The following is a 22,964-nucleotide window of genomic DNA, read 5'->3' as shown; positions in this document are numbered from 1 at the left end:
ACCCCTTCCTCAGCCCTTCGGCTCCTGGGCCGCCTCCACCGCACCGCCGAAGCGCCGGTCCCGCTGGGCGAACTCCAGGCATGCCCGCCACAGGTCGCGGCGGTCGAAGTCCGGCCAGAGCACGTCCTGGAAGACCATCTCGGCGTATGCGCTCTGCCAGATCAGGTAGTTGGACGTGCGCTGCTCGCCGCTGGGGCGGACGAAGAGGTCGACGTCCGGCATGTCCGGGTAGTAGATGTACTTCGCGAACGTCTTCTCATTGACCTTGGACGGGTCCAGCTTCCCGGCCGCGACGTCCTGCGCGATGCGCTGCGCGGCGTCGGCGATCTCGGCCCGGCCGCCGTAGTTGACGCAGAAGTACAGCGTCATCCTGTCGTTGTCCTTCGTCTGCTCCTGGGCGACCTGGAGCTCCTGGACGACGGACTTCCACAGCTTCGGCATGCGCCCCACCCAGCGGATGCGGATGCCCAGTTCGTCCATCTCGTCGCGGCGGCGGCGGATGACGTCCCGGTTGAAGTTCATCAGGAACTTCACTTCCTCCGGGGACCGCTTCCAGTTCTCGGTGGAGAACGCGTACAGCGAGAGGTTCTTGACGCCCATCTCGATGCAGCCCTTGAGGACGTCCATGACGACGCCCTCGCCGACCTTGTGGCCCTCGGTGCGCGGGAGGCCGCGCTCCTTGGCCCAGCGGCCGTTGCCGTCCATCACGACGGCGACGTGCTTGGGCACCAGCTCGCCGGGAATCTTCGGGGGCGTGGCACCGGAGGGGTGCGGCTCCGGGGTCTTGTAGTCGCGCCGGTTACGGCCGCCGAGAATCCCGCGTACTGCCATGAACTGTCTCGCTCCCTGTGCCTGATCTGCCTGTGTCACTTCTCTACGTACCGCAGTGAGCGCAGTCCGCGCTCCAGATGCCAGTGCAGGTAGGCGGACACCAGTCCGCTGCCCTCCCTGACATGACGCGCCTCGCACGCGTCCGCCGTCTCCCAGTCGCCGGTGAGCAGCGCGCTCAGCAGGGTGACGGCCTCAGCCGAGGGTACGACGCTGCCGGGTACCCGGCAGTCGCCGCATATGACGCCGCCTGCCGCGACGGAGAAGAACCGGTTCGGTCCGGGCATTCCGCACTTCGCGCAGTCCTCGAAGCTGGGTGCGTAGCCGTTGACGGCGAGCGAACGCAGCAGGAAGGCGTCGAGGACGAGATGCGGCTCGTGTTCGCCGCGGGCGAGGGTGCGCAGCCCTCCGACGAGCAGCAGGTACTGCTGGACCGCGGGCTCGCCCTCGTGGTCGGTGAACCGCTCGGCGGTCTCCAGCATCGCGGTGCCCGCGGTGTAGCGGGCGTAATCGGTGACGATGCCGCCGCCGTACGGGGCGATCGTCTCGCTCTGGGTGCAGAGCGGCAGACCGCGGCCGATCAGCTCGCTGCCCCGGGCGAAGAACTGCACATCGACGTGGGAGAAAGGTTCCAGCCGTGCCCCGAACTTGGACTTCGTACGCCGCACGCCGCGCGCGACGGCCCGCACCCGGCCGTGGCCGCGGGTCAGGATCGTGATGATCCGGTCGGCCTCGCCCAGCTTCTGCGTGCGCAGCACCACGCCGTCGTCCCGGAACAAGCTCATGCGTCCATTGTCCGGTACGGGAACGGCTCTTCGGGCCCGCCCCCGTGACCGGTGCCGCTCACTTTCCGTCCGCCCCACCGACGGCCGGTACGACCAGCCCCGATTCGTACGCGACGATCACCAGCTGGGCCCGGTCGCGGGCGCCGACCTTGCCCATGATCCGGCTGACATGGGTCTTCGCGGTGAGCGGGCTCAGGCCGAGGGTCTCGGCGATCTCGGCGTTGTTCAGCCCGCGGCCGACGAGGCGGAGCACCTGACGCTCCCGTTCGGAGAGGCGGTCCGGACCGCCCTGCACTCCGGCGGGCGGGGTCCGGGGGCTGCTCAGCACCCTGGCGATGAGCCGGGCGGTCGGCCCGGGCGAGAGCAGGGACTCGCCCGCCGCCACGGTCCTGATGGCGGCCAGGAGCTCGGCGGGCCTGGTGTCCTTGACCAGAAAGCCGCAGGCGCCCGCGCGCAGTGCGTCGACGATGTGTTCATCGGTGTCGTACGTGGTCAGGACCAGCACCTTCACTCCGGCGAGGTGTTCGTCGGCTGCGATGCGGCGGGTCGCCTCGATGCCGTCGAGCTCGGGCATCCGGATGTCCATGACGACGAGGTCGGGCCGCTGCGCGCGGGTCAGCTCGACGGCTTCGAGACCGTTGCCCGCCTGGCCGACGACCTCCATGTCCCGGTCGGACTCGACGAGCATCGCGAAGGCCGCCCGTACCAGGGTCTGGTCGTCGGCGAGCAGTACACGGATCATGGTGCGGCCTCCACCTCCTGGAACGGCAGCAGCGCCGAGACCTCGAAGCCGCCGCCGGGGCGGGGTCCCGCGTCCAGCGTGCCGCCCGTGCTGCGGGCCCGTTCCCGCATGCCCACAATGCCGAACCCTGGTGCGGAACCGTCCTTCGGGGGTCCTGTGCCGTCGTCGGTGACGGTGACCCGCAGCGCGTTGCCGCCGTCCGGTGCCACGGCGACCCTGACCTGAACACCGGCTCCCGCGTGCCGTACCGCGTTGGTCAGCGACTCCTGCACGATGCGGTACGCGGCCGCGCCGGTCGCCGGGGCGAGCCGGCCGGCCGGGGCGCGTACCGCGAGGTCGACGTGTGCCCCGGCTGCCTCGGCGGCCCGTACGAGACCGGGCAGCGCCGCCAGATCGGGCAGCGGGCCTTCCGCATCGTGCCGGCCATGACTGTCGTGCCGGCCGTCGCGCAAGACCTCCAGGGTGGTGCGCAGCTCGGCCCGGGCCTCCCGGCAGGTGTCGGCGATGTCCTCCAGCGATGCGGCGATCGCGCGCCGGTCGAGCCGGTCCGGGTCGACCGTCAGGATGTGCGACGCCACCGAGGTCTGGACGCCGATGAGGGTGATGCTGTGGGCCAGCAGATCGTGCAGATCGCGGGCGATCCGCAGCCGTTCCTCGGCGACCCGCCGCCGGGCCTCCTCCTCACGGGTGCGCTCGGCGCGTTCGGCGCGTTCCAGTACGGAGGCCATGTACTGGCGGTAGACGCGCATGTCGACGCCGCAGAACAGCACGGCGACGATCCAGCCCGAGATGCGCAGCAGCTGCATGCCCTCATGGGTGTTGATGGTGAGCACCACCGTCACCATGACGGACAGGACGCCGATCCCGGTCAGCACCGTGCGCAGCGGACGGCCGGTCACCGCCACGGTGTAGAGGGCGATCCAGGTCTGCGGCATCGGCGCCGTGTGGGCATTGTCGAGCGCGTGGTATGGGATGAGGAGCGGAATCATGGCGAGCAGCGCGAGCAGCGGGTTGCGCCGCCGCCAGACGATCGGCACGGCGCTCGCGATGAGCAGCACCCAGCCGAGTGCGTCGGGCGACCGGGCGGTGTCGGTGAGAAGGGCGAGTACGGCAGAGAGCGCACCGGCGCCCCCGGCTATGAGGGCGTCGGTGCGCGTCTTGTGCGGTGCTTCCATGGGGTCGCGGTTGACGACGGCCAGGATGCGCTCACGACGGCGCGCGGTTCGGGACACGCTTGCCATCCTCCGGTACGGGTGCGGAATCCGTCAGGCGGTTGTGAGGAGTTCGGGTTCGCGGGGGCCGTCCGGTGCGGCGGGGGTCCGGCTGAGCGCGCCCGGCCACCACATCTTCCGCTGGAGCGCCACACTCGCCGAGGTCACCAGATAGGTGCGGACGAGGAAGGTGTCGAGGAGTACGCCGACGGCGATGACGAAGCCCATCTGGACAAGGCTCACCATCGGCATGTTCATCAGGACCGCGAAGGTGGCCGCGAGCACCAGGCCCGCCGAGGCGATCACCCCGCCCGTGGTGCGCAGTGCGGTGAGTGCGGCGGCTGTCGGTGCGGCGCCGGAGAGGGTCTCCTCGCGGACCCGGTGCATCAGGAAGATGCCGTAGTCGACGCCGAGTGCCACCAGGAAGACGAAGGACAGCAGCGGCAGCCCGGGGTCGGTGCCCTTCATTCCGAGGAGCGGTTCGAAGACGAGTCCGCCGATGCCGAGCGAGGCGCCCCACACCGCGACGACGGCGACGACCAGCAGCAGCGGAGCGACGAGGCTGCGCAGCAGTGCGATCAGGATCAGCAGGACGGAGATCAGGACGAGCGGGACGACGATCCTGAGATCCCGGGCGTTGGCCGCCTCCACGTCCATCTGCTGGGCGCTGGGCCCGCCGACGTGGCTGCCGTCCAGGGAGTCACGCAGGGCCTCGATGGTCGCCCGCTCCCCCGCGGACTCGGGCCGGCCGGCGGCGACGACGGACAGTTCGGTCCAGCCGCCGCCGCTGCGGCCGCGCTCGACGGCGGCGACGCCCTCGGTGGCGCGGGCCTTCGCCAGAGCCGCTCCGGCCCGTTCGGTGCGGGTGATCACGGTGATCGGCTGGGTGGAGCGTCCCGGGTAGGCGGCGGCGAGGGTCTCCATGGCCACGATCGAGTCCGGCTTGCTGGAGAAGGAGTCCTCCTGCTTGAGATCGTCGGGCAGATTGAACGCACCGAGCGCCAGCGCGCCCAGCAGCACGCCCCCGCAGGCGAGCACGGCCGGCGGCCTGCGCCCGGCCGAGCCGCCCATCGCGGCGAACAGCGAACGACGCTGCTTGGGAGGGCTGCCGTACTCGGGGACGAGCGGCCAGAACACCCGGCGGCCGAGCAGCACCAGTAGCGCCGGAAGCAGCGTCGTCATGGCGAGCAGTGCGCAGAGCACCCCGACGGCGGCGATGGGGCCCATGCCCCGGCTGCTGGTCAGGTCGGCGGCGAGGAGGCACAGCAGACCGGCGGCGACGGTGCCGGAGGAGGCGATCACTGCGGGCCCGCAGCCGCGCAGGGCGGCCACCATGGCGTCGTGCGGCCGGTCGATGCGGGTCAGTTCCTCCCTGTAGCGGGAGACGAGCAGCAGCGCGTAGTCGGTGCCCGCGCCGAAGACGAGGATGGTCATCACGGCGGAGCTCTGACCGGTGACGGTGATGTCGAAGCCTCGGTTGAGTCCGTACACGACGGCCATGGACAGGGCATCGGCGACGCCCGCGACGACGAGCGGCACCAGCCACAGCAGCGGGCTGCGGTAGATGAGGATCAGCAGGATCGCCACGACGGCGACGGTCGTGTAGAGCAACGGGCCGCCGAGGGACTCGTAGACCTTCTGCGCATCGGCGTTCAGCGCCCCGGGGCCGCCGACGTCGACGCTCAGTCCGCCGCCGCCCTCGGCGACCGCGCGCACCTCGTCGACGAAGGCGGTCCTGGCGTCGTCGTCCTGTCCCGGCTCGGTGGAGGAGACCGGGTACATCAGGGTCGCGCCGTCCTCGGACGGGACGGGGCTCGGTGTCCTGGTGAGTGCGTGACCGCGGGCGACCTCGGCGGTCTGCTCGGCGGCCAGGGTGCGGTCGGCGGCGGTCAGTCCGCCGTCGCGGTGGTAGACGAGGACGAGTTCGGTGGCCTCGCCGCCGGGCAGCGCGTCCTGGATCTTCGCCACCTGGGTGGAGTCGGCGCTCGCCGGAAGGTAGTCGACGGCGCGGTTGGTCTGTTCACCGCCGAGCCTGGCCGCCGACGGCCCGGCGAGCGCGATCGCGGCGACCCAGAGGGCAAGGATCGCCCAGGGCAGCACGCGCCGCCGGTTGCGTGGCCGCGACCGCGTGCCACTTGGTTTCACTGCGGCCCTCATGACGGGCCCCCCTTTCCGCCGGGTGTCTGGTTCCTCTCCAGACTCCCGGCGGAAAGCGGACGGTACGTCGCGCCCGGGGCCGACTTCGCAGCTACTGCCGCAGTGGGCGAACGGGCCCGATTACTCCCGCGGGAGTACGCGCCCGGTGCAGACGGGGCCGTTCAGGAGGGGGTACGTGCCGCTGCGGCGAGCAGCCGGGCCGTGTCCTCGGCGCAGAGCTGCAGCGCCGCACCGACCGTGGTCAGCACCTCGCGCTCCGCCTGCCCGTACGGGCCGTCGGCGAGCGCGATCCTGGCGCCCTGCAGCAGGATCGACTCGCGTCCGGCGGGGGCCAGATGCGGGGCGAGGGGTTCCAGCGCCTCGTGCAGTTCGATGGCGAGGGCCGCTCCGCAGGCCTCGGCCGCCGGGTCGAAGGCGGAGCCGTTGCCGATGTCGGCGGAGAGGACCTCGACGACGGTGGAGAGCTGTTCCTCCGTGCAGTCGTCGAATCCGGCGTCGCGCACGGTGGCGGCCGCGGTCTCCAGAACCGTACGGGAGGTGGTGCCGCCGGCCGCGAGGACGCCGAGCGCGACCGTGTGGACGGCGTCCCGGAGCATGGCGGAGAACCGGGTGGTGGTGGGGTGGTCGAGCACATCGGTGTCGAAGTGCGCCCGGCAGGCGGCGCATTCGACGACGGGGCCCGCGGTGCCGCGCCGCAGCACCGGCACACCGAGCACCACGAAGCGGCGACGGCCGGTGAGCCGGCGGTAGTTGCGGTCGCCGCCGCAACCGGGGCAGAAGAACTCGCCGTCACCGACGGTGTCCCAGATGGTGCGGATGCCGCAGATACGCAGCTTCATGGCGCGTTGTCCCAGGGCTGACCGCACGTCGCACACCTCCGTAACGCTCCGGCAACATTGCCGTGTGGACGTGATGTTAACCACAGTCACGATGTGACGTCAGCACCTCGATCGTCACAACCGCCGGAGATGGCCGAACCCCGCCCCCCTGATACGGGTGGACGGGGTCTTCGGCCGTGCGACTTCATGCCCTTTCGGGCGCCGGGTCAGCGGGTGGCGCGGTTGACGGCGGAGACGACCGCCTTCAGCGAGGCACGCGTGGTGTTGGCGTCGATGCCGATGCCCCACAGGACCTTTCCGTCGATCGCGCACTCGATGTACGAGGCGGCCTGGGAGCTGGCGCCCTCGCTCATGGTGTGCTCGGTGTAGTCCAGCAGACGGGCATCGATGCCGATGGCCTGCAGCGCTTCGAAGAACGCGGAGATCGGGCCGTTGCCGGTACCGGTCAGTACGGTGTCCGTGCCGTCCACCGTCGCCTCGACGGTGATGGTGTCCTGGCCGTCGGAGCCGGTCGTGGTCTGGCCGGAGCGGATCTGTACGCGACCCCACTGGGCCGCGGCGTCGTCCGGGTTCGGCAGGTACTCGTCCTGGAACGTGGACCAGATCTGCGTCGGCGTGACCTCGCCGCCCTCGGCATCGGTCTTGGCCTGAATGATCCGGGAGAACTCGATCTGCATCCGGCGCGGCAGGTCCAGCTTGTGGTCGTTCTTCAGGACGTAGGCGATTCCGCCCTTGCCGGACTGCGAGTTGACCCGGATGACGGCCTCGTACGAGCGGCCGACGTCCTTCGGGTCGATCGGCAGGTACGGCACCGCCCACTCGATGTCGTCGACCGTCTTGCCCTGGGCGGCCGCGTCGGCCTCCATGGCGTCGAAGCCCTTCTTGATGGCGTCCTGGTGGGAGCCGGAGAAGGCGGTGTAGACCAGGTCGCCCGCGTAGGGGTGGCGCGGGTGGACCTCCATCTGATTGCAGTACTCGCTGGTGCGGCGGATCTCGTCGATCTGCGAGAAGTCGATCTGCGGGTCGACACCCTGCGAGAACAGGTTCATGCCCAGGGTGACCAGGTCGACGTTGCCGGTGCGCTCGCCCTGACCGAACAGGCAGCCCTCGATCCGGTCCGCACCGGCCATGATGGCCAGTTCGGCGGCGGCGACGGCGGTGCCTCGGTCGTTGTGCGGGTGGACCGACAGACAGACGAACTCGCGGCGCGACAGGTTGCGTGACATCCACTCGAACCGGTCCGCGTGCGTGGACGGGGTCGAACGCTCCACGGTGGCGGGCAGGTTGAGGATGATCTCGCGGCCCGCCTCCGGCTGCCAGACGTCACAGACCGCCTCGCAGACCTCCAGGGCGAAGTCCAGCTCGGTGTCGGTGAAGATCTCGGGGCTGTACTGGTAGCCGAAGACCGTCTCCGGGCCCAGCAGCTTCTCCGCGTACTCCATGACCAGCCGGGTGCCGTCCACGGCGATCTGCTTGATGTCGTCCTTCGAGCCGCGGAAGACGACCCTGCGGAAGGTGGGTGCCGTCGCGTTGTACAGGTGCACGGTCGCGCGGCGGGCGCCGACGATGGATTCGACGGTCCGCTCGATCAGGTCCTCGCGGGCCTGCGTCAGTACGGAGATCGTCACGTCCTCGGGGATCGCGCCCTCTTCGATGATGGAGCGGACGAACGCGAAGTCGGTCTCACCGGAGGACGGGAAGCCGACCTCGATCTCCTTGTAGCCCATGCGTACGAGCAGATCGAACATCTCGCGCTTGCGGGCCGGCGACATCGGGTCGATCAGCGCCTGGTTGCCGTCGCGCAGATCGGTCGACAGCCAGCGGGGCGCGACGGTGATCCGGTTGTCCGGCCAGGTGCGGTCGGGGATCTCGACGGCCTCGTAGCGGCCGTACTTGTGGATCGGCATCCCGGACGGCTTCTGCAGCTGAGTCGCGTTGGTGATCGGCGTGGGGCGGCCGACGGCGTTCTCGACTGGGCTCTGAGCGGGATTTGCGGCGGTCATGGCGTACGGCTCCTCGGGGGTCCAACCAATGGGACGGCCGACTGTGTCGCTGCAACACCAGACTCCGCGGGGAGGGGGTCGGCCTACGACTACAGGCCCTCGCCGCGGCAGCTAAGAAGAAGCAGCCCGAAACGCATGATGCGACGAGAGTAGCCGAGAGGCGCCTGATGCGTCCGTCCCGTATCAGTATGCGGGACCGAACGCCGGAAACGCCCAAGAGTGACCGATCACTCCATTTCGTCAATCCTGGTCGCAACCAGTGACATCGCGGTTACCCGGTGCCACAGTCGGCTCCATGCAGCCTCAGTCTCAGCACGGGTTCCATCCCGTCTTCTGCACCATCGTGCCGCCCCATGTCCTCGACAAGCTGTCGCAGTCCGACAACCCCGATCTCGCGGGCCCCGCCCGCCGCACCCTGGAGAGCGACGCCGCCCGCCGCACCCGCCGCCAGATGGCAACGGTCGTCACCGTGCCTGTCGCCCCCGCGAGCGAGGGGGAGACGTCCGACAAGCCCGACCGGACGCTGTACGACTGCCGTCACCGCACCCAGCTGCCCGGCACCGAGGTCCGCGCCGAGGGCCAGGAACCGACGAAGGACGCAAGCGTCAACCGCGCGTACGCGGGACTCGGCGCCACTTTCGAACTGCTGCTCAAGGCGTACGGCCGCCGTTCGATCGACGGCAACGGGCTGCCACTGATCGGCTCCGTGCACTACGATGAGAAGTACAACAACGCCTTCTTCGACGGCGAGCAGATGGTCTTCGGCGACGGGGACGGGGAGATCTTCCTGGACTTCACCGTCGCCATCGATGTGATCGCCCATGAGCTGGCGCACGGCCTGACCCAGTACACCGCCAATCTGAGCTACTACGGCCAGTCCGGCGCACTCAACGAATCGGTGTCCGACGTCTTCGGCTCCCTGGTCAAGCAGTACTCGCTGGGCCAGAGCGCCGACCAGGCGGACTGGCTGATCGGCGCCGGGCTGCTGGCGCCCCGGGTCCAGGGCGACGCCCTGCGCTCGATGAAGGCGCCGGGAACCGCGTACGACGACGATGTACTCGGCAAGGACCCGCAGCCCGCGTCGATGGAGGACTACGTCCACACCAGCGAGGACAACGGCGGAGTGCACCTCAACTCGGGCATCCCGAACCGCGCGTTCTATCTGCTGGCGACGGCACTCGGCGGCAATGCGTGGGAGCGGGCCGGGCAGCTCTGGTTCGATGTGCTCACAGGTGGTCAACTGGCCGTGGACGCGGACTTCGCGTCCTTCGCCCGGCTGACGGTGGCTGCGGCCCGCAGCCGCTTCGGGGAGGGCGACGAGGCGGAGGCGGTCCTGAAGGCATGGTCGGAGGTGGGCGTCCCGACCGCGTAGAACAGTTCCGGCCCGTCCGGCGATGGAGGACACCGTATGCGGATTCAGGTCAGCAGGACCGGCGGCTTCGCCGGCATCGCACGCCACCGCGAGGTCGACACCACCGGACGGGCCGACGCCTCGGAGTGGGAGGCCCTGGCCGAATCGGCGCTCGCCGCGGGCCACCACACCCCGCCCCAGGGCGTACCGGACGGCTTCCGCTACCGGATCACGGTCGGCGACCGGACGGTCCACTGCGCGGACCCGAGACTGACCGAAGCCCAGCGCGCACTGATCTCACGCGTCCTGAAGGAGGGCGCGTGAGACGGGCGTACCGCTGAATCCACCGGGGCGGCGGTCAGAACCCCAGCTTCCGCAGCTGCTTCGGGCCCCATCCACACGGCCGCCCTCGCACCCCTCGGCCCCGGGGGGCCTCAGCGGCTTCGGGCAGCTGCGGCGGCCTCCGGCCGCCGGACTCGGGCGGCGGTCAGAACCCCAGCTTCCGCAGCTGCTTCGGATCGCGCTGCCAGTCCTTGGCGACCTTCACATGCAGGTCCAGGAAGACGGGCGTGCCGAGCAGTGCCTCGATGTGCTTGCGCGACTTCGTTCCGACGTCCTTCAGCCGCTTGCCCTTCGGGCCGATGATGATGCCCTTCTGGCTGGGGCGCTCGATGTAGACGTTGGCGTGGATGTCGAGCAGCGGCTTGTCCGCCGGGCGATCCTCGCGCGGCAGCATCTCCTCGACGACGACCGCGATGGAGTGCGGCAGCTCGTCCCGTACGCCTTCGAGCGCGGCCTCGCGGATCAGCTCCGCGACCATGACCATCTCGGGCTCGTCGGTGAGGTCGCCCTCCGGGTAGAGCGGCGGGCTCTCCGGGAGCAGGGGGGCGATCAGATCGGCCAGCAGGCTGACCTGCGTGTCCTTGACCGCGGAGACCGGAATGATCTCGGCCCACTCGAAGCCGAGCTCCTCACCCAGGCGGGAGACGGCGAGCAGCTGTTCGGCGAGCTGCTTGGAGTCGACCAGGTCGGTCTTGGTGATGACGGCGATCTTCGGGGTCTTCTTGATGCCCGCGAGTTCCTTGACGATGTACTTGTCGCCGGGGCCGAGCTTCTGGTCGGCGGGCAGGCAGAAGCCGATGACGTCGACCTCGGCCCAGGTGGTCCGCACGACGTCGTTGAGACGCTCGCCCAGCAGCGTGCGCGGCTTGTGGAGGCCGGGGGTGTCGACGAGGATCAGCTGCGCGTCCTCGCGGTGCACGATGCCGCGCACGGTGTGCCGGGTGGTCTGGGGCCGGTTGGAGGTGATCGCCACCTTCTGGCCGACCAGAGCGTTCGTGAGGGTGGACTTGCCCGCGTTGGGGCGGCCCACGAAGCAGGCGAAGCCGGCCCGGTGGGGGGCGTTGTTCGCAGCCTGCTGTGCAGCGGCTTCTGTGTCAGGTCGAACGCTCATGGCGCCTATTGTCCCCGATCCTGGCGGCCCCGCCGTACCAAGGGCCACGGCGAGGCCTGTCGCGCCCGTCTCAGGCCCTGCGGCTACGGCTCCGCCGGGCCCGGATCCACAGCCCCGTACCCCCGCCGACGATCACCAGCAGGACCCCGGCCACCAGCCAGGGCAGTGCGAAATAGGAGACGGCGGCGGACTCGTGGGTGCCGCGGGCGCTCGCGGTCAGTTCGATCTCGCCCCATTCCAGCTGGGGCGCGTCGGTCCACTGTTCGGTCAGCCTGACCTGCTGGCGGGGCAGCAGTTCGGACGGGATCTTCTTGAGATCCCGGGCGAGCAGGGTGCGGCCGAAGAGGCCCTCGGCCTTGAGAGCGACCTTGGGGTTGAGGGTGACATTGCCCCGGTTGTGGAGCGTGTACGAGATGACGGCCCGGCTCCTGCCGGTGCCCGGGACCAGTGGCTGGGTGTGCTCGACCTCGATGTCGTCGACGGAGAGCGCCGGCATGGTCGGTCCGTTGATCCGCAGATAGATCCGGGCGCCGACCGCCTTCTGGATGCCGACGGCGACGGCTCCCGCGTCGGCGGGGTCGATGCGTTCGTCGAGGGCGACGAGTGCGCCGGGGTGATCGCCCGGCTCGGCGTCCTTCGGGACGGTGATGGTGACCGGGACGGTGACCGAGCCGTGCGGGCGGACCGTGACCCGTTCGCGGTCGGTCCTCGCCCAGGCGCCGACCGAGCGCTGTCTCTCGTTCTGGGCGCGGACGGCGAATCCGCCGTCGCGTGCGGTGTTGTAGGCGTCGGCCGCGTACAGCCGGAAGGTCTGCGGCCGGTCCGTCCTGTTGGTGACGGTGACCTTGTCGTCGAGCGTGGCGCCGGGGTCGGCGGAGAGGTAGAAGTACGGGCGCTGACCGGTCTGTGTGGCGGCCGGGTAGACCGACCAACTGCCGTTGTCCGCGGCGTGGACCGCAGGGGCTCCGATCAGCATGAGGGCGCCGGCCACGAGGAGTACGTACAGCTTGCGCACGGTGCAAGGCCTCCGGGTCGGTCGGTCGGTCTGGCTTCGGAGCGGTCCGGGCGGGTGCGCGCCCGGTCCACCGGTTGATCGGGGCTGCTCGGTCACGTGAGGGTGAGGGTGAGCACGCCGGAGTACGCGCCGGGGGCGGTGTACGCCGGTACGTTCAGCGCGAGCCGGGCGTCGACGGTGAACTCGCCGCCGGTGAAGTTCCCGTTCGGCGTGGACGCCAGCGTGGCGCCTGCGCTGCCGACCGGTCCGTCGGACCCGGCCGCGCAGGTGCTGGGGCTGCCGGCCTTCGTCGCGCAGACCGGGGTCCAGCCGAGTGCGGATGCGCCGATCGTCGCGCCGCCGGGACCCTTGAAGTCGGTGACCTTTCCGGTCAGGGACCAGCCTGCGGGGCCGCCGCGGTAGTCCTCGACCGTCACCGTCTGCAGGGAGCCGCGGGAGGCGCCGCCCCTCCCGAAGTCGACCGCCGACATCTCGACGGTGTCTCCGGCCTGGACCATGGACAGCGTGCCCGCCTTGACGGACGAGTTGAGCTGCTGGCTGCCGTCCGGGATCTCGCCGCCGCCACCGGTGACGGTGTAGGCCTGCGGGCCCGCGCCCTTGGCCGCGTCCCAGCTGCCGCCCTCGTAGGCGACGATGCCGGTGGTCGCCGGATCGTTGACGGTGAGCCGGCCGCTGAAGCCGCCGGAGCCGTCCGCCTTCACGGTGGCCGTGTCGGCGGTCTGGGTGTCACCGGCCCGGCCCGCGAGCGTGATGTCCGCACCCGCGGTGAACTTCGCCCCGGTCACGGTGACCGGGTCGCCCGCCTTGCCGGATGCGGTCCCGAGCTGGATGGCACGCTCGTTTACCTGGCCGCCGCCGTCCGTCGCGATGATCGTCTCGGAGACGGGGGCGGGCGGGTTCGTCACCGTGCAGGGGGTGTCCAGCTCCATGATGTAGCTGGTGTGGATGTTGTAGTCGCCGGGCGACAGCGTGATCTGACCGGGTGCGGTGACCGTGAAGGTGCCGGTCATCGAGAACGACGGGAAGTCGCCCTTGCCGGGTACGGGGTCGTTCTTCTTCGGGCCCGCGACGGTGACGCTCGCGGACTGCGCACCGCCGACGGTGACCTTGCCGGTCGGCGTCATGATGTCGGCGGGCAGCGCCAGATCGACCGGGTTGCCCGCGGCCGGTTTGACGACGGTGTACGTGACCGTGACCGTGTCGCCCACCTCCGGGGCGGCGTTGTCGACGGTGATCTCGGCCTTCGTGGGCCCGTCGATCGGCGGGATGCCCGCGATGGCCGGCGGAATGCAGTGGGTGGGGAAGTCCACCGGTACGGAGGCTGTCACCATGGCCTGCGCGGGGCCTGCGAGTCCCCCTCCTCCGGCGACGACGAGCGCGCCCACACCCAGCGTGGCGGCCCAGCGGCGGCCGCGCGCGGGACGTTTTCGGAAATCGGATCTTCGCAGGCTGATTCTTCGAACGGTCGGACGCATGGAACCCCCTCCTGCCGGATGCGGCGCAGAGGCTCTTCTGCGCCGACAGGGGGCCCATTGACGACTGCGGCCGAAAAGAAGTCAATGGAAGCGAAATGCGCCGACTGATGGACCATCAGATGCTGTCAAGATCCTCATTCTCCTCACACGGTGTGCGAACGCCCCGCACCGGTGGGGTGCGGGGCGTTCGTACACCGTGTGAGGATTCTGTCGGCGTCAGCCGGCCGTCACACTGACCCGCAGCGTGCCGTCGGGTCCGGCGAGCAGTACCGGTGTGTCCGGGCCACCCAGGTCCCGTACCGCGGCGCGGTCCGCGTCCGACGGGGTCTGCGCCTCGGAGACGACCGCGGCCGCCTCCAGCGAGGTGGCGCCGCTGGCCACGGCCATCGCCACGGCGGTCTGCAGCGCGCTGAGCTTCAGCGACTCCAGCCGCACGGTGCCCGCGACGTACGTACGTCCGGTCTCGTCCCGTACGGCCGCGCCCTCCGGGACACCGTTGCGGGCGCGGGCGCTGCGCGCCAGCGTGACGATCTTGCGGTCCTCGGGGCCGAGGTCGGTGCTCTCAGTCATGTGCCGAGCATACGAACCGGGGGGCTTGTTCCCCGCCCCGCCCCACCCCCGCGGGACCTACGCCCGGTCCAGCCGCAGCCGTTCCGCCTTCGGCAGCCCCGCGACCACCAGGTCGTAGGAGTCCTCGATCAGCTCTCGGAGCACCCGGTCCGGCACCCCGGACACCGTCACCGTGTTCCAGTGCCGCTTGTTCATGTGCCAGCCTGGCACCACCGCGTCGTACTCCTCCCGCAGCCGCACCGCCTCGTCCGGATCGCACTTGAGGTTCACCGTCAGCGGACGCGCATCCAGCGCGGTGAGCGCGAACATCTTGCCGAGCACCTTGAAGACGGACGCCTCCGGCCCGAACGGGAACTCCTCGACGCTCGCGTTGAACTCCAGGCAGAACGCCCTCAACTGCTGCGGAGTCACCCCGCGTCCACCCCCTCCGGCCCCACGGGCTCCACCAGCACCGTGACGATCTTGTTCCGGCGGCCCGCCGGGGACTCCGCGGTCAGCCGCAGCCGGCGGCCGTCCGGCAGGTCGACGACCGACGACGCCCCGGCGATCGGCACCCGGCCCAGCGCCTTCGCCAGCAGTCCGCCGACCGTCTCCACATCCTCGTCGTCGTACTCGTCGAGGCCGAACAGCTCCCCGAGGTCGCCGATGTCGAGGCGTGCGGTCACCCGGAAGCAGCCGTTCTCCAGCTCCTGGACGGGCGGGAGTTCACGGTCGTACTCGTCGGTGATCTCGCCGACGATCTCTTCGAGGATGTCCTCGATGGTGACGATGCCCGCCGTGCCGCCGTACTCGTCGATCACGACGGCGACATGGCTGCGGTCCTGCTGCATCTCGCGCAGCAGATCGCCGGCGTTCTTCGTGTCGGGCACGAACGCCGCCGGCCGCATCGCCGTGGAGACCGGATCGGCCTCCGACTCGCGGTTGATGTGCGTCTTGCGGACCAGGTCCTTGAGGTACACGATGCCGACGATGTCGTCCTCGTTCTCCCCGGTGACGGGGATCCGCGAGAAACCGGAACGCAGCGCCAGGGTCAGCGCCTGCCGGATCGTCTTGTAGCGCTCGATGCAGACCAGGTCGGTCCGCGGCACCATGACCTCGCGTACGAGCGTGTCACCGAGCTCGAAGACCGAGTGCACCATGCGGCGCTCCTCGTCCTCGATCAGTGACTCCTGCTCGGCGAGGTCGACCATCGCCCGCAGTTCGGCCTCGCTGGCGAACGGTCCCTTGCGGAACCCCTTGCCCGGCGTGAGCGCGTTGCCGATGAGGATCAGCAGCTGCGGGACGGGGCCCATGACCCTGGCCAGCGGCAGCAGGACGTACGCCGCCGCAGTGGCCGTGTTCAGCGGGTGCTGGCGGCCGATGGTGCGCGGCGACACACCGATGGCGACATAGGAGACGAGAACCATCACGGCCATGGCGACGGCCAGTGCCTCCCAGGTCTCCGGGAACTCCTTCAGACAGGCGTACGTGACGAGCACACCGGCCGACATCTCGCAGGCGACCCGCACCAGCAGGGCGACATTGAGATAGCGGGTCGGATCCGCCGCGACCTGTTCCAGCTTCTGGCTGCCGCGCCGGCCGGAACGGACCGCCTCGGCGGCCCGGAAGCTGGACGTACGGGCGATGCCCGCCTCCGCACAGGCCGCCAGCCAGCCGACGACGACCAGCAGGACGGCACCCAGGACGAGGGGAACGCTCACGACACGGTGGGCGCGGGCGACGGGCCGGTCAGACCGTGCTCGGCACGCCAGCCGTCGACGATGGCCGCCTGGAGACCGAACATCTCGGCCTTCTCGTCCGGCTCCTCGTGGTCGTACCCGAGAAGATGCAGCACCCCGTGGACGGTGAGGAGCTGGAGCTCCTCGTCCATGGAGTGCTGGGTCTCCGCGTCCTCGCCCTGCTTCTTGGCGACCTCCGGGCAGAGCACGATGTCACCGAGGAGCCCCTGCGGGGGCTCCTCGTCGTCCTTGGCCGGCGGACGCAGTTCGTCCATCGGGAAGGACATGACATCCGTCGGACCCGGCAGGTCCATCCACTGGATGTGGAGCTGCTCCATGGCGTCGGTGTCCACCACGATCACCGAGAGTTCGGAGAGCGGGTGAATCCGCATCCGCGCGAGCGCGTAGCGGGCGATGTCGAGGATCGCCTGCTCGTCGACCTCGGTTCCGGACTCGTTGTTGACGTCGATCGACATGGTGCGCTGCGACTACTTCCCGTTGTGGCTGTCTCGGTTGTCGTACTTCTCGTACGCGTCGACGATACGGCCGACCAGCTTGTGCCGGACGACATCCTGGGAGGTGAGCCGGGAGAAGTGCACATCCTGGACACCTTCGAGGATGTCCTGGACCTGGCGCAGGCCGCTCTTCGTGCCGTTCGGCAGGTCGACCTGGGTGACGTCACCGGTGACGACGATCTTCGAGTCGAAGCCGAGACGGGTCAGGAACATCTTCATCTGCTCGGCGCTGGTGTTCTGCGCCTCGTCGAGAATGATGAACGCGTCATTGAGCGTGCGGCCCCGCATGTACGCCAGCGGCGCCACCTCGATCGTGCCCGCCGCCATCAGCCGCGGGATCGAGTCGGGGTCGAGCATGTCGTGGAGCGCGTCGTAGAGCGGGCGCAGATATGGGTCGATCTTCTCGTAGAGCGTGCCCGGCAGGAAGCCGAGCCGCTCGCCCGCCTCGACGGCGGGACGGGTCAGGATGATCCGGTTGACCTGCTTGGACTGCAGGGCCTGGACCGCCTTCGCCATGGCGAGATAGGTCTTGCCGGTGCCCGCGGGGCCGATACCGAAGACGACCGTGTGCTTGTCGATGGCGTCGACGTACCGCTTCTGGTTGAGCGTCTTGGGGCGGATCGTGCGACCGCGGCTGGAGAGGATGTTCTGTGTGAGCACCTCGGCCGGTGTCTCCGGGCCGTCCCCCTCGCCGCTCTCACTCGCCCTGAGCATGGCGATCGAGCGTTCCACTGCGTCCTCCGTCATCGGCTGACCGGTGCGGAGCACCAGCATCATCTCGTCGAACAGGCGCTGGATCAGGGCGACTTCCGTCGCGTCTCCGGCGGCGCTGACCTCATTTCCCCGGACATGGATGTCGGCCGCCGGGAAGGCCGTCTCGATCACGCGCAGCAGGGCGTCACCTGAGCCCAGAACGGTCACCATCGGATGCTTGGCCGGAACGGTGAACTGGGCTCGTGCCTGCCCCGGCGCGGGGGTCTGGGCTGTGGGTGTCTGAGTCATGGGCCGGCTCTGTGGCCTGCACATACCTCCCGTTGCAAGGTTCTCGCCGATCGACAACCTCTGGATTACCAAGCGTACGACTCCGCACCGACAACACCGAGGGCTTTTTCGCACAGGCTGCGAACACATGTGCCCGGGGTTACGCCGGGCGGCGGAAGCCGATCGTCGGGACGGCCCGGCGCAGCGGCCACGGCCGGGCGGCGGCGGGCAGCAGTTCCTCCAGGAACGCATATCGCTGGAGCGCCGCCGGGTCCTGGTCGGCGAAGGTGCGGACCTGCTGCCACCAGGCAGCGATCTCCTCCCAGTCCGGCGCCGACAGCGATCCGCCGAACTCCTGCACCGAGAGCGCCGCGGTGAGTCCGGCGAAGGCCAGCCGGTCGGCCAGCGGCCAGTCCGCCAGGGTGCCGGTGACGAATCCGGCGACGAAGACATCGCCCGCCCCGGTCGGGTCCAGCGCCTCGACCTCGATCGCGGGTACCTCGGCGCTCGCCCCGGTCGCCGAATCCACCGCGTACGCGCCCTCCGCGCCCAGGGTGACCACGGCGAGCGGCACCCGCTCGGCCAGGGCGTGGGCGGCGGCGCGCGGGCAGTCGGTGCGGGTGTAGCGCATCGCCTCCTCGGCGTTGGGCAGGAAGGCCTGGCAGTGCTCCAGGTCGACGAGGGCGCCGAGGTCCCAGCGGCCGGTCTCGTCCCAGCCGACGTCGGCGAAGATCCGGGCGCCGTTCCTGGCCGCCTTGGCGACCCAGGGCTCGCTGCGGCCGGGGACGAGCGAGGCGATGGCGGCCCGGGCACGCGGCGGGCAGCTCGGGAACGCGGGCTCCTCGGCGGGGAGCGCGACGCCGGGGGTGCCCGCGGGGCCCGGGGCCTCATGGCCGTGCGAGACCATCGTCCGCTCGCCCTCGTACGCCATCGAGACGGTCACCGGCGAGTGCCAGCCGGGGACGGTGTGCGACATCGACAGATCGACGCCCTCGCCCTGCTCCAGGGCGTCCCAGCAGTACTCCCCGTAGTGGTCGTCGCCGAATGCCGCGGCCAGCGAGGTGTGCAGTCCCAGCCGGGCCAGCGCGGTGGCCATGTTGGCGACCCCGCCGGGGCTGGAACCCATGCCGCGTGCCCAGGACTCGGTGCCGCGCACCGGGGCGCTGTCCAGACCGGTGAAGATGATGTCGAGGAAGACCGCGCCGGTGAGGAAGACGTCGCAGTCCGGGTCCTGCGGGGCGCGCAGCCCGTCCAGTGGGTCGATGCCTGGAATGTCTGTGCTCACCTTGCACTCCCCGGTCGTGGCAGATCTGGCCAGTGTGCCCGATTCACCCCCGCAACCGGAGAGTCCGCGCCGCCGCTTCCGGAGGCTCGGCGACGACCCCGCACATACGGACGCTGACCTGCATAAACGACAGCTGCTACCCGGACGGTCGGAGGGTAAACACATATGTGGCCCAGATCACACAGGGGCGCCTTTCGGTCAGCCTGAAGCAGTTGATACAAATTGGCCCGCGAGCCCCGTCGGCAACAGTCGCCGCCGCGTGCCCCGTCTCCCCGTATTTCCCGCATTGCCCTCCCCTGCCTTCTCTGCCTCCTTCGGCATGTCTTCAGGAACGCCCATGTCCTCGCGCCCTCGCGCCGCGTGGCCCCTGGTCGCCGTGTTCACCGCCGGTTACCTCGCCGCCTATCTGCTCCCCACCATCGTCGGGCGGCTCTCCGTCTATCTGGGCCTCAGTACGGCCCAGGCCGGTCTGGTGGGCAGCGCCCTGCTGCTGAGCTCAGCCACCGCCGGGTTCACCCTGGCGGGCCGGGTCGAGACATACGGACCGCGAAGGGCGGCCCGCACCGGACTGGTGCTGGCCATGGTGGGGTACGGCTGCGCAGCGCTGGCGGGCTCCGTGCCGCTCGTGGTCATGGGCGCGATGATCGGCGGCTTCGGCTCCGGTACGGCGACCGCGGTGGCCGCGGCGGGCATCGCCGCCCAGCGCGATCCGCACCGGACCTCGTCGCTCGGTCTGCTCAGCGTCTCCGCGACGGCGGGCGCCCTCTATCTGACGATCCCGCACCTCGGTGGCGGCCACCGGCTGCCGTTCGCCTCGATCGCCCTGGCCGCCCTGCTCGTCTGGCCCGCCACCGCGCGGCTCGGCGGTGCCGCGCCCGGCGGTCCCGCCGCCCCCGTCGCCGGCCGGCTGCCGCACCGCCGTTCCGGTCTGGTGCTGGCGGGCGGAATGCTCGTCTGGTCCATGGCGCAGAACGCGCTGTGGGGCGTCAGCGGCCGGATCGGGGTGGTCCAGGTCGGGCTCTCCGAGGTCACCGTCGGTGCGGTGTTCGCCGCCGCGCTCGGTGCGGGTCTGCTCGGGGTGATGGGCGCCGGGGTGCTGGGCGCCAGGCTCGGCCGCGCGGTGCCGATCGGCCTGGGCACCGTGATCATCGCGGTGAGCATCGTGCTCAGCTCGTCGGCCGGGAATCTCGGTTCGTTCGCGACCGGCGAGGTCCTGTGGAACACCGTCTATCCGGTGGTCCTGTCGTATCTGATCGGCCTGGCCGCTTCCCTGGACGTACGAGGCCGCTGGGCGGTGCTCGCGGGCTCCGCCTCATCCGTCGGAGTGGCCTGCGGACCGGTCCTCGGCAGCGTGCTGTCCGAGCAGGCCGGCTACCCGGTCATGGGCCTGGTCCTGGGCGCCGTCACGCTCCTGGTCGCGGCCCCGGTCACGGCTGTCGCCCTGCACACCGGTGGCCGTCCGCTGGTGCCGGGATCGGTACGCCGCAGGGGCGGCGCACCGGCCGCGCTGCTCGCCGTCACCACCGGAGCGGTGCCCGGTGCCGTGCCCAAGCTGGGCGCGCCCGAGCAGGCCGTCACGGAGATCAGCCTGCCCGCGCTGCGTCGCAGGCGCCCGGTCAGGAACGCGTTCCGGACGGCCGGCCCGTCGGGTGCGGACGGTCAGTCGAACTCGTACGCCTCGACCTCGGCCAGATAGCGCGTCCTGCGCTCCTCGTCGTGGTCGAGGAAGGCCGCCTCGAAGGAGTTGCGTGCCAGCGTACGCAACTGCTCGTGGTCCAGGCCGAGCGCCTCGTGGACGGCATGGAAGGTGTCCCCGACGTATCCGCCGAAATAGGCGGGGTCGTCGGAGTTCACCGTGCAGAGCAGTCCGGCGGCCATCATGGCCCGCAGCGGGTGCTCCTCCAGCGTGTCGATGGCGCGCAGCCGCACGTTGGACAGCGGGCAGAGGGTGAGCGGCACCCGGTCGGCGGCCAGCCGCTTCACCAGGTCCGCGTCCTCCATGCAGCGCAGCCCGTGGTCGATGCGCTCGACCCCGAGGACGTCCAGGGCTTCCCGGATGTACTCGGGCGGGCCCTCCTCGCCGGCGTGGGCGACCTTGCGCAGCCCGAGCGCCCCGGCCGCCTCGTACACCTCACGGAACTTGACGGGCGGGTGCCCGACCTCCGCAGAGTCGAGGCCGACCGCGCTGATCCGGTGCAGATACGGCTTCGCGGCCTCCAGGGTCTCCAGCGCCGACTCGGCGGACTGGTCGCGCAGGAAGCACATGATCAGCTGGGTGGAGATGCCGTGCTTCTCCTCGCTGCGGTCCAGCGCCCGGCCGAGCCCGTCGACGACGGTGCCGATCGGGACGCCGCGCGCGGTGTGTGCCTGCGGGTCGAAGAAGATCTCCGCGTGCCGGACGCCCTGGGCGGCGGCGCGGGTGAGATACGCGTCGGCGAGCTCCTCGAAGTCCTCCTCGGTCCGGAGCACCGCCATCAGGGCGTAGTACAGATCGAGGAAGGTCTGCAGATCGTCGAAGAGATAGGCGGTGCGGAGCTCTTCGGTGTTCGCGTACGGCAACTGCACGCCGTTGCGTTCGGCGAGCGCGAAGGCCAGCTCGGGTTCGAGGGTTCCTTCGATGTGGAGGTGGAGTTCGGCTTTGGGGAGGTGCACGGGTTTTTCACGCTCACAAATGGTGGTGCTGATGTTTTTCAGAGATGTCGGGTGGGCACGGGAACCCGGCCGAGGTCCCGGGCGACGGTCAGTTCGCCCTCGAACCCTGCGGCGCGGGCCTGGGCCTCGAAGACGGCCGGGTCGTCGTACCGCTGCGAGAAGTGCGTCAGCACGAGGTGCCGTACGCCCGTGTCCCGAGCCACCCGGGCCGCCTGGCCGGCGGTCAGATGGCCGTGGTCGGTGGCGAGTCGTTCGTCCTCGTCGAGGAAGGTCGACTCGATGACCAGCAGGTCGCATCCCTCGGCGAGCACGTGCACGCCGTCGCAGAGCCTTGTGTCCATGATGAACGCGAACCGCTGCCCGCGCCTGCGCTCGGAGACGTCGTCGAGCGTCACGCCGCCGAGGGAGCCCTCCCGCTGGATCCGCCCGACGTCCGGCCCCTTGATGCCGTGCTCGGCGAGTTTCGCGGGCAGCATGCGGCGCCCGTCGGGCTCGACGAGCCGGTAGCCGTACGACTCGACGGGGTGCGAGAGCCGGTGGCTGCTGAGCGTGTACGCGTCCGTGGCGGCGAGCACCCCGTCGGCGGCGACCGGGGCCTCGGTCAGCTCGACGGACTCGCGGTAGGCGGTCGCGTACCGCAGCCGCTCGAAGAAGTGCTGTCCGCTCGCCGGGTAGTGCGCGGTGACCGGATGCGGGACCTGGTCGAGGTTGATCCGCTGGATCACCCCGGCCAGGCCGAGCGAGTGGTCACCGTGGAAGTGCGTGACGCAGATCCGGTTGATGTCGTGCGCGGCGACGCCGGCCCGCAGCATCTGGCGCTGAGTGCCCTCACCCGGGTCGAAGAGGATGCCCTCGCCGTCCCAGCGGAGCAGATAGCCGTTGTGATTGCGGTGCCTGGTCGGGACCTGGCTGGCGGTGCCGAGGACCACGAGTTCGCGTACGGACACGGTGTGCGATCGACCGTTCTAGCCGGGGGGCCACTGCAGTCCGCGGCCGCCCAGGACGTGGGCGTGCGCGTGGAAGACGGTCTGGCCGGCGCCGGAGCCGGTGTTGAAGACGACCCGGTAGCCGCTGTCCACGATCTTCTCGTCGGCGGCGACGTGTCCGGCCTCGCGCAGTATGTCGGCGGCGATGCCCGGCTCGGCGGCGGCGAGGGCGGCGGCGTCCGGGAGGTGGACGCGGGGGATGATGAGTACGTGGGTGGGGGCCTGCGGGTTGATGTCCCGGAAGGCGACGGTGGTTTCGGTCTCCCGGACGATGGTTGCCGGGATGTCACCCGAGACGATCTTGCAGAACAGGCAGTCGGGCTGCGGTTCTCCCGCCATGGGGTCGGCTCCTCGGTCGGTGGTGATCGTTGTACGGCATGGTATCGGGACGCCTGCGG

Annotated in this window: 22 protein-coding genes; 3 read left to right on the top strand and 19 right to left on the bottom strand. The window is 70.3% G+C overall.

What is annotated here, in order from left to right; all coding sequences use genetic code 11:
• Positions 1 to 9: 9 nt before the first annotated feature.
• The 7 genes from ACFVYE_RS26080 to leuA form a co-directional block, all read right to left on the bottom strand.
• Positions 10 to 831, bottom strand: a complete 822-nt coding sequence (locus tag ACFVYE_RS26080) for an isoprenyl transferase (protein WP_383971245.1) — start codon at positions 829 to 831, stop codon at positions 10 to 12.
• A gap of 35 nt (positions 832 to 866) precedes the next feature.
• Positions 867 to 1,613, bottom strand: coding sequence for a DNA repair protein RecO (gene recO / locus ACFVYE_RS26075; protein ID WP_093897111.1), 747 nt, complete (start codon positions 1,611 to 1,613; stop codon positions 867 to 869).
• 58 nt (positions 1,614 to 1,671) lie between these two features.
• Complete coding sequence (locus tag ACFVYE_RS26070) at positions 1,672 to 2,355, bottom strand: response regulator (protein ID WP_383971242.1); 684 nt, start codon at positions 2,353 to 2,355, stop codon at positions 1,672 to 1,674.
• Positions 2,352 to 3,596, bottom strand: coding sequence for a sensor histidine kinase (locus ACFVYE_RS26065; protein ID WP_383971240.1), 1,245 nt, complete (start codon positions 3,594 to 3,596; stop codon positions 2,352 to 2,354). The genes ACFVYE_RS26070 and ACFVYE_RS26065 overlap by 4 nt, the downstream gene beginning before the upstream one ends.
• A 24-nt stretch (positions 3,597 to 3,620) precedes the next feature.
• Positions 3,621 to 5,723 carry an MMPL family transporter gene (locus ACFVYE_RS26060; RefSeq protein ID WP_389607480.1) on the bottom strand — a complete coding sequence of 701 codons (2,103 nt, stop codon included), beginning with the start codon at positions 5,721 to 5,723 and terminating at the stop codon, positions 3,621 to 3,623.
• 161 nt (positions 5,724 to 5,884) lie between these two features.
• Positions 5,885 to 6,562, bottom strand: coding sequence for a TerB family tellurite resistance protein (locus tag ACFVYE_RS26055; protein ID WP_383971278.1), 678 nt, complete (start codon positions 6,560 to 6,562; stop codon positions 5,885 to 5,887).
• A 206-nt stretch (positions 6,563 to 6,768) separates the two neighbouring features.
• On the bottom strand, positions 6,769 to 8,565 hold the full coding sequence (gene leuA, locus ACFVYE_RS26050) for a 2-isopropylmalate synthase (RefSeq protein ID WP_389607479.1): 1,797 nt from the start codon (positions 8,563 to 8,565) through the stop codon (positions 6,769 to 6,771).
• A 295-nt stretch (positions 8,566 to 8,860) separates the two neighbouring features.
• Between leuA and ACFVYE_RS26045 the strand changes: the two genes are divergently transcribed.
• Both ACFVYE_RS26045 and ACFVYE_RS26040 read left to right on the top strand, forming a co-directional pair.
• Positions 8,861 to 9,937 carry a M4 family metallopeptidase gene (locus ACFVYE_RS26045; RefSeq protein WP_383971232.1) on the top strand — a complete coding sequence of 359 codons (1,077 nt, stop codon included), beginning with the start codon at positions 8,861 to 8,863 and terminating at the stop codon, positions 9,935 to 9,937.
• A 36-nt stretch (positions 9,938 to 9,973) separates the two neighbouring features.
• Positions 9,974 to 10,240 carry a protealysin inhibitor emfourin gene (locus tag ACFVYE_RS26040; RefSeq protein WP_383070294.1) on the top strand — a complete coding sequence of 89 codons (267 nt, stop codon included), beginning with the start codon at positions 9,974 to 9,976 and terminating at the stop codon, positions 10,238 to 10,240.
• 163 nt (positions 10,241 to 10,403) lie between these two features.
• On the opposite strand, the gene era is transcribed toward ACFVYE_RS26040, so the two are convergent.
• The 9 genes from era to ACFVYE_RS25995 all read right to left on the bottom strand — a co-directional run bounded on the left by era (position 10,404) and on the right by ACFVYE_RS25995 (position 18,928).
• Complete coding sequence (era, locus tag ACFVYE_RS26035) at positions 10,404 to 11,369, bottom strand: GTPase Era (protein WP_383971228.1); 966 nt, start codon at positions 11,367 to 11,369, stop codon at positions 10,404 to 10,406.
• Positions 11,370 to 11,439: 70 nt separating this feature from the next.
• Positions 11,440 to 12,384, bottom strand: coding sequence for a WxL protein peptidoglycan domain-containing protein (locus ACFVYE_RS26030; protein ID WP_389607478.1), 945 nt, complete (start codon positions 12,382 to 12,384; stop codon positions 11,440 to 11,442).
• A 92-nt stretch (positions 12,385 to 12,476) separates the two neighbouring features.
• Positions 12,477 to 13,859 (bottom strand): beta-xylosidase, encoded by a 1,383-nt coding sequence (locus ACFVYE_RS26025; protein WP_389607477.1) that lies wholly within the window; start codon positions 13,857 to 13,859, stop codon positions 12,477 to 12,479.
• Positions 13,860 to 14,075: 216 nt separating this feature from the next.
• The gene (locus ACFVYE_RS26020; RefSeq protein ID WP_351198198.1) at positions 14,076 to 14,429 is read right to left on the bottom strand and encodes a cytidine deaminase; all 354 of its coding nucleotides are present in this window, start codon (positions 14,427 to 14,429) and stop codon (positions 14,076 to 14,078) included.
• 57 nt (positions 14,430 to 14,486) lie between these two features.
• The gene (locus ACFVYE_RS26015; protein ID WP_383967632.1) at positions 14,487 to 14,840 is read right to left on the bottom strand and encodes an MmcQ/YjbR family DNA-binding protein; all 354 of its coding nucleotides are present in this window, start codon (positions 14,838 to 14,840) and stop codon (positions 14,487 to 14,489) included.
• Entirely contained in the window at positions 14,837 to 16,129 is a 1,293-nt protein-coding gene (locus ACFVYE_RS26010; RefSeq protein ID WP_383967634.1) for a hemolysin family protein, read from the bottom strand. The genes ACFVYE_RS26015 and ACFVYE_RS26010 overlap by 4 nt, the downstream gene beginning before the upstream one ends.
• Positions 16,126 to 16,623, bottom strand: coding sequence for an rRNA maturation RNase YbeY (gene ybeY / locus ACFVYE_RS26005; RefSeq protein WP_030921061.1), 498 nt, complete (start codon positions 16,621 to 16,623; stop codon positions 16,126 to 16,128). The genes ACFVYE_RS26010 and ybeY overlap by 4 nt, the downstream gene beginning before the upstream one ends.
• A 12-nt stretch (positions 16,624 to 16,635) precedes the next feature.
• Positions 16,636 to 17,664: a PhoH family protein gene (locus ACFVYE_RS26000; RefSeq protein WP_383967637.1), complete on the bottom strand. Its 1,029-nt coding sequence runs from the start codon at positions 17,662 to 17,664 to the stop codon at positions 16,636 to 16,638.
• 139 nt (positions 17,665 to 17,803) lie between these two features.
• The gene (locus ACFVYE_RS25995; RefSeq protein WP_383967639.1) at positions 17,804 to 18,928 is read right to left on the bottom strand and encodes a carbohydrate kinase family protein; all 1,125 of its coding nucleotides are present in this window, start codon (positions 18,926 to 18,928) and stop codon (positions 17,804 to 17,806) included.
• 337 nt (positions 18,929 to 19,265) lie between these two features.
• On the opposite strand from ACFVYE_RS25995, the gene ACFVYE_RS25990 reads away from it, so the two are divergent.
• Entirely contained in the window at positions 19,266 to 20,624 is a 1,359-nt protein-coding gene (locus ACFVYE_RS25990) for an MFS transporter (protein WP_383967642.1), read from the top strand.
• Here ACFVYE_RS25990 and ACFVYE_RS25985 read toward each other — a convergent pair.
• From ACFVYE_RS25985 to ACFVYE_RS25975, 3 genes are read right to left on the bottom strand one after another with little or no spacing between them, the layout of a single operon-like run.
• Positions 20,588 to 21,580 (bottom strand): adenosine deaminase, encoded by a 993-nt coding sequence (locus ACFVYE_RS25985; RefSeq protein ID WP_383967645.1) that lies wholly within the window; start codon positions 21,578 to 21,580, stop codon positions 20,588 to 20,590. The two genes, ACFVYE_RS25990 and ACFVYE_RS25985, sit on opposite strands and share 37 nt — an antisense overlap.
• 38 nt (positions 21,581 to 21,618) lie before the next feature.
• A complete protein-coding gene (locus ACFVYE_RS25980) occupies positions 21,619 to 22,527 on the bottom strand; it encodes a ribonuclease Z (RefSeq protein ID WP_383967648.1) in 909 nt (302 codons plus the stop codon).
• An 18-nt stretch (positions 22,528 to 22,545) separates the two neighbouring features.
• Positions 22,546 to 22,905, bottom strand: a complete 360-nt coding sequence (locus tag ACFVYE_RS25975) for a histidine triad nucleotide-binding protein (RefSeq protein WP_383967651.1) — start codon at positions 22,903 to 22,905, stop codon at positions 22,546 to 22,548.
• Positions 22,906 to 22,964: the final 59 nt, after the last annotated feature.

It is taken from the genome of Streptomyces sp. NPDC058239, from assembly GCF_042882185.1.
Classification (GTDB): Bacteria; Actinomycetota; Actinomycetes; order Streptomycetales; family Streptomycetaceae; genus Streptomyces.
The sequence above is the reverse complement of the archived record's forward strand: the minus strand, read 5'-3'. Positions and strand labels throughout refer to the sequence as shown.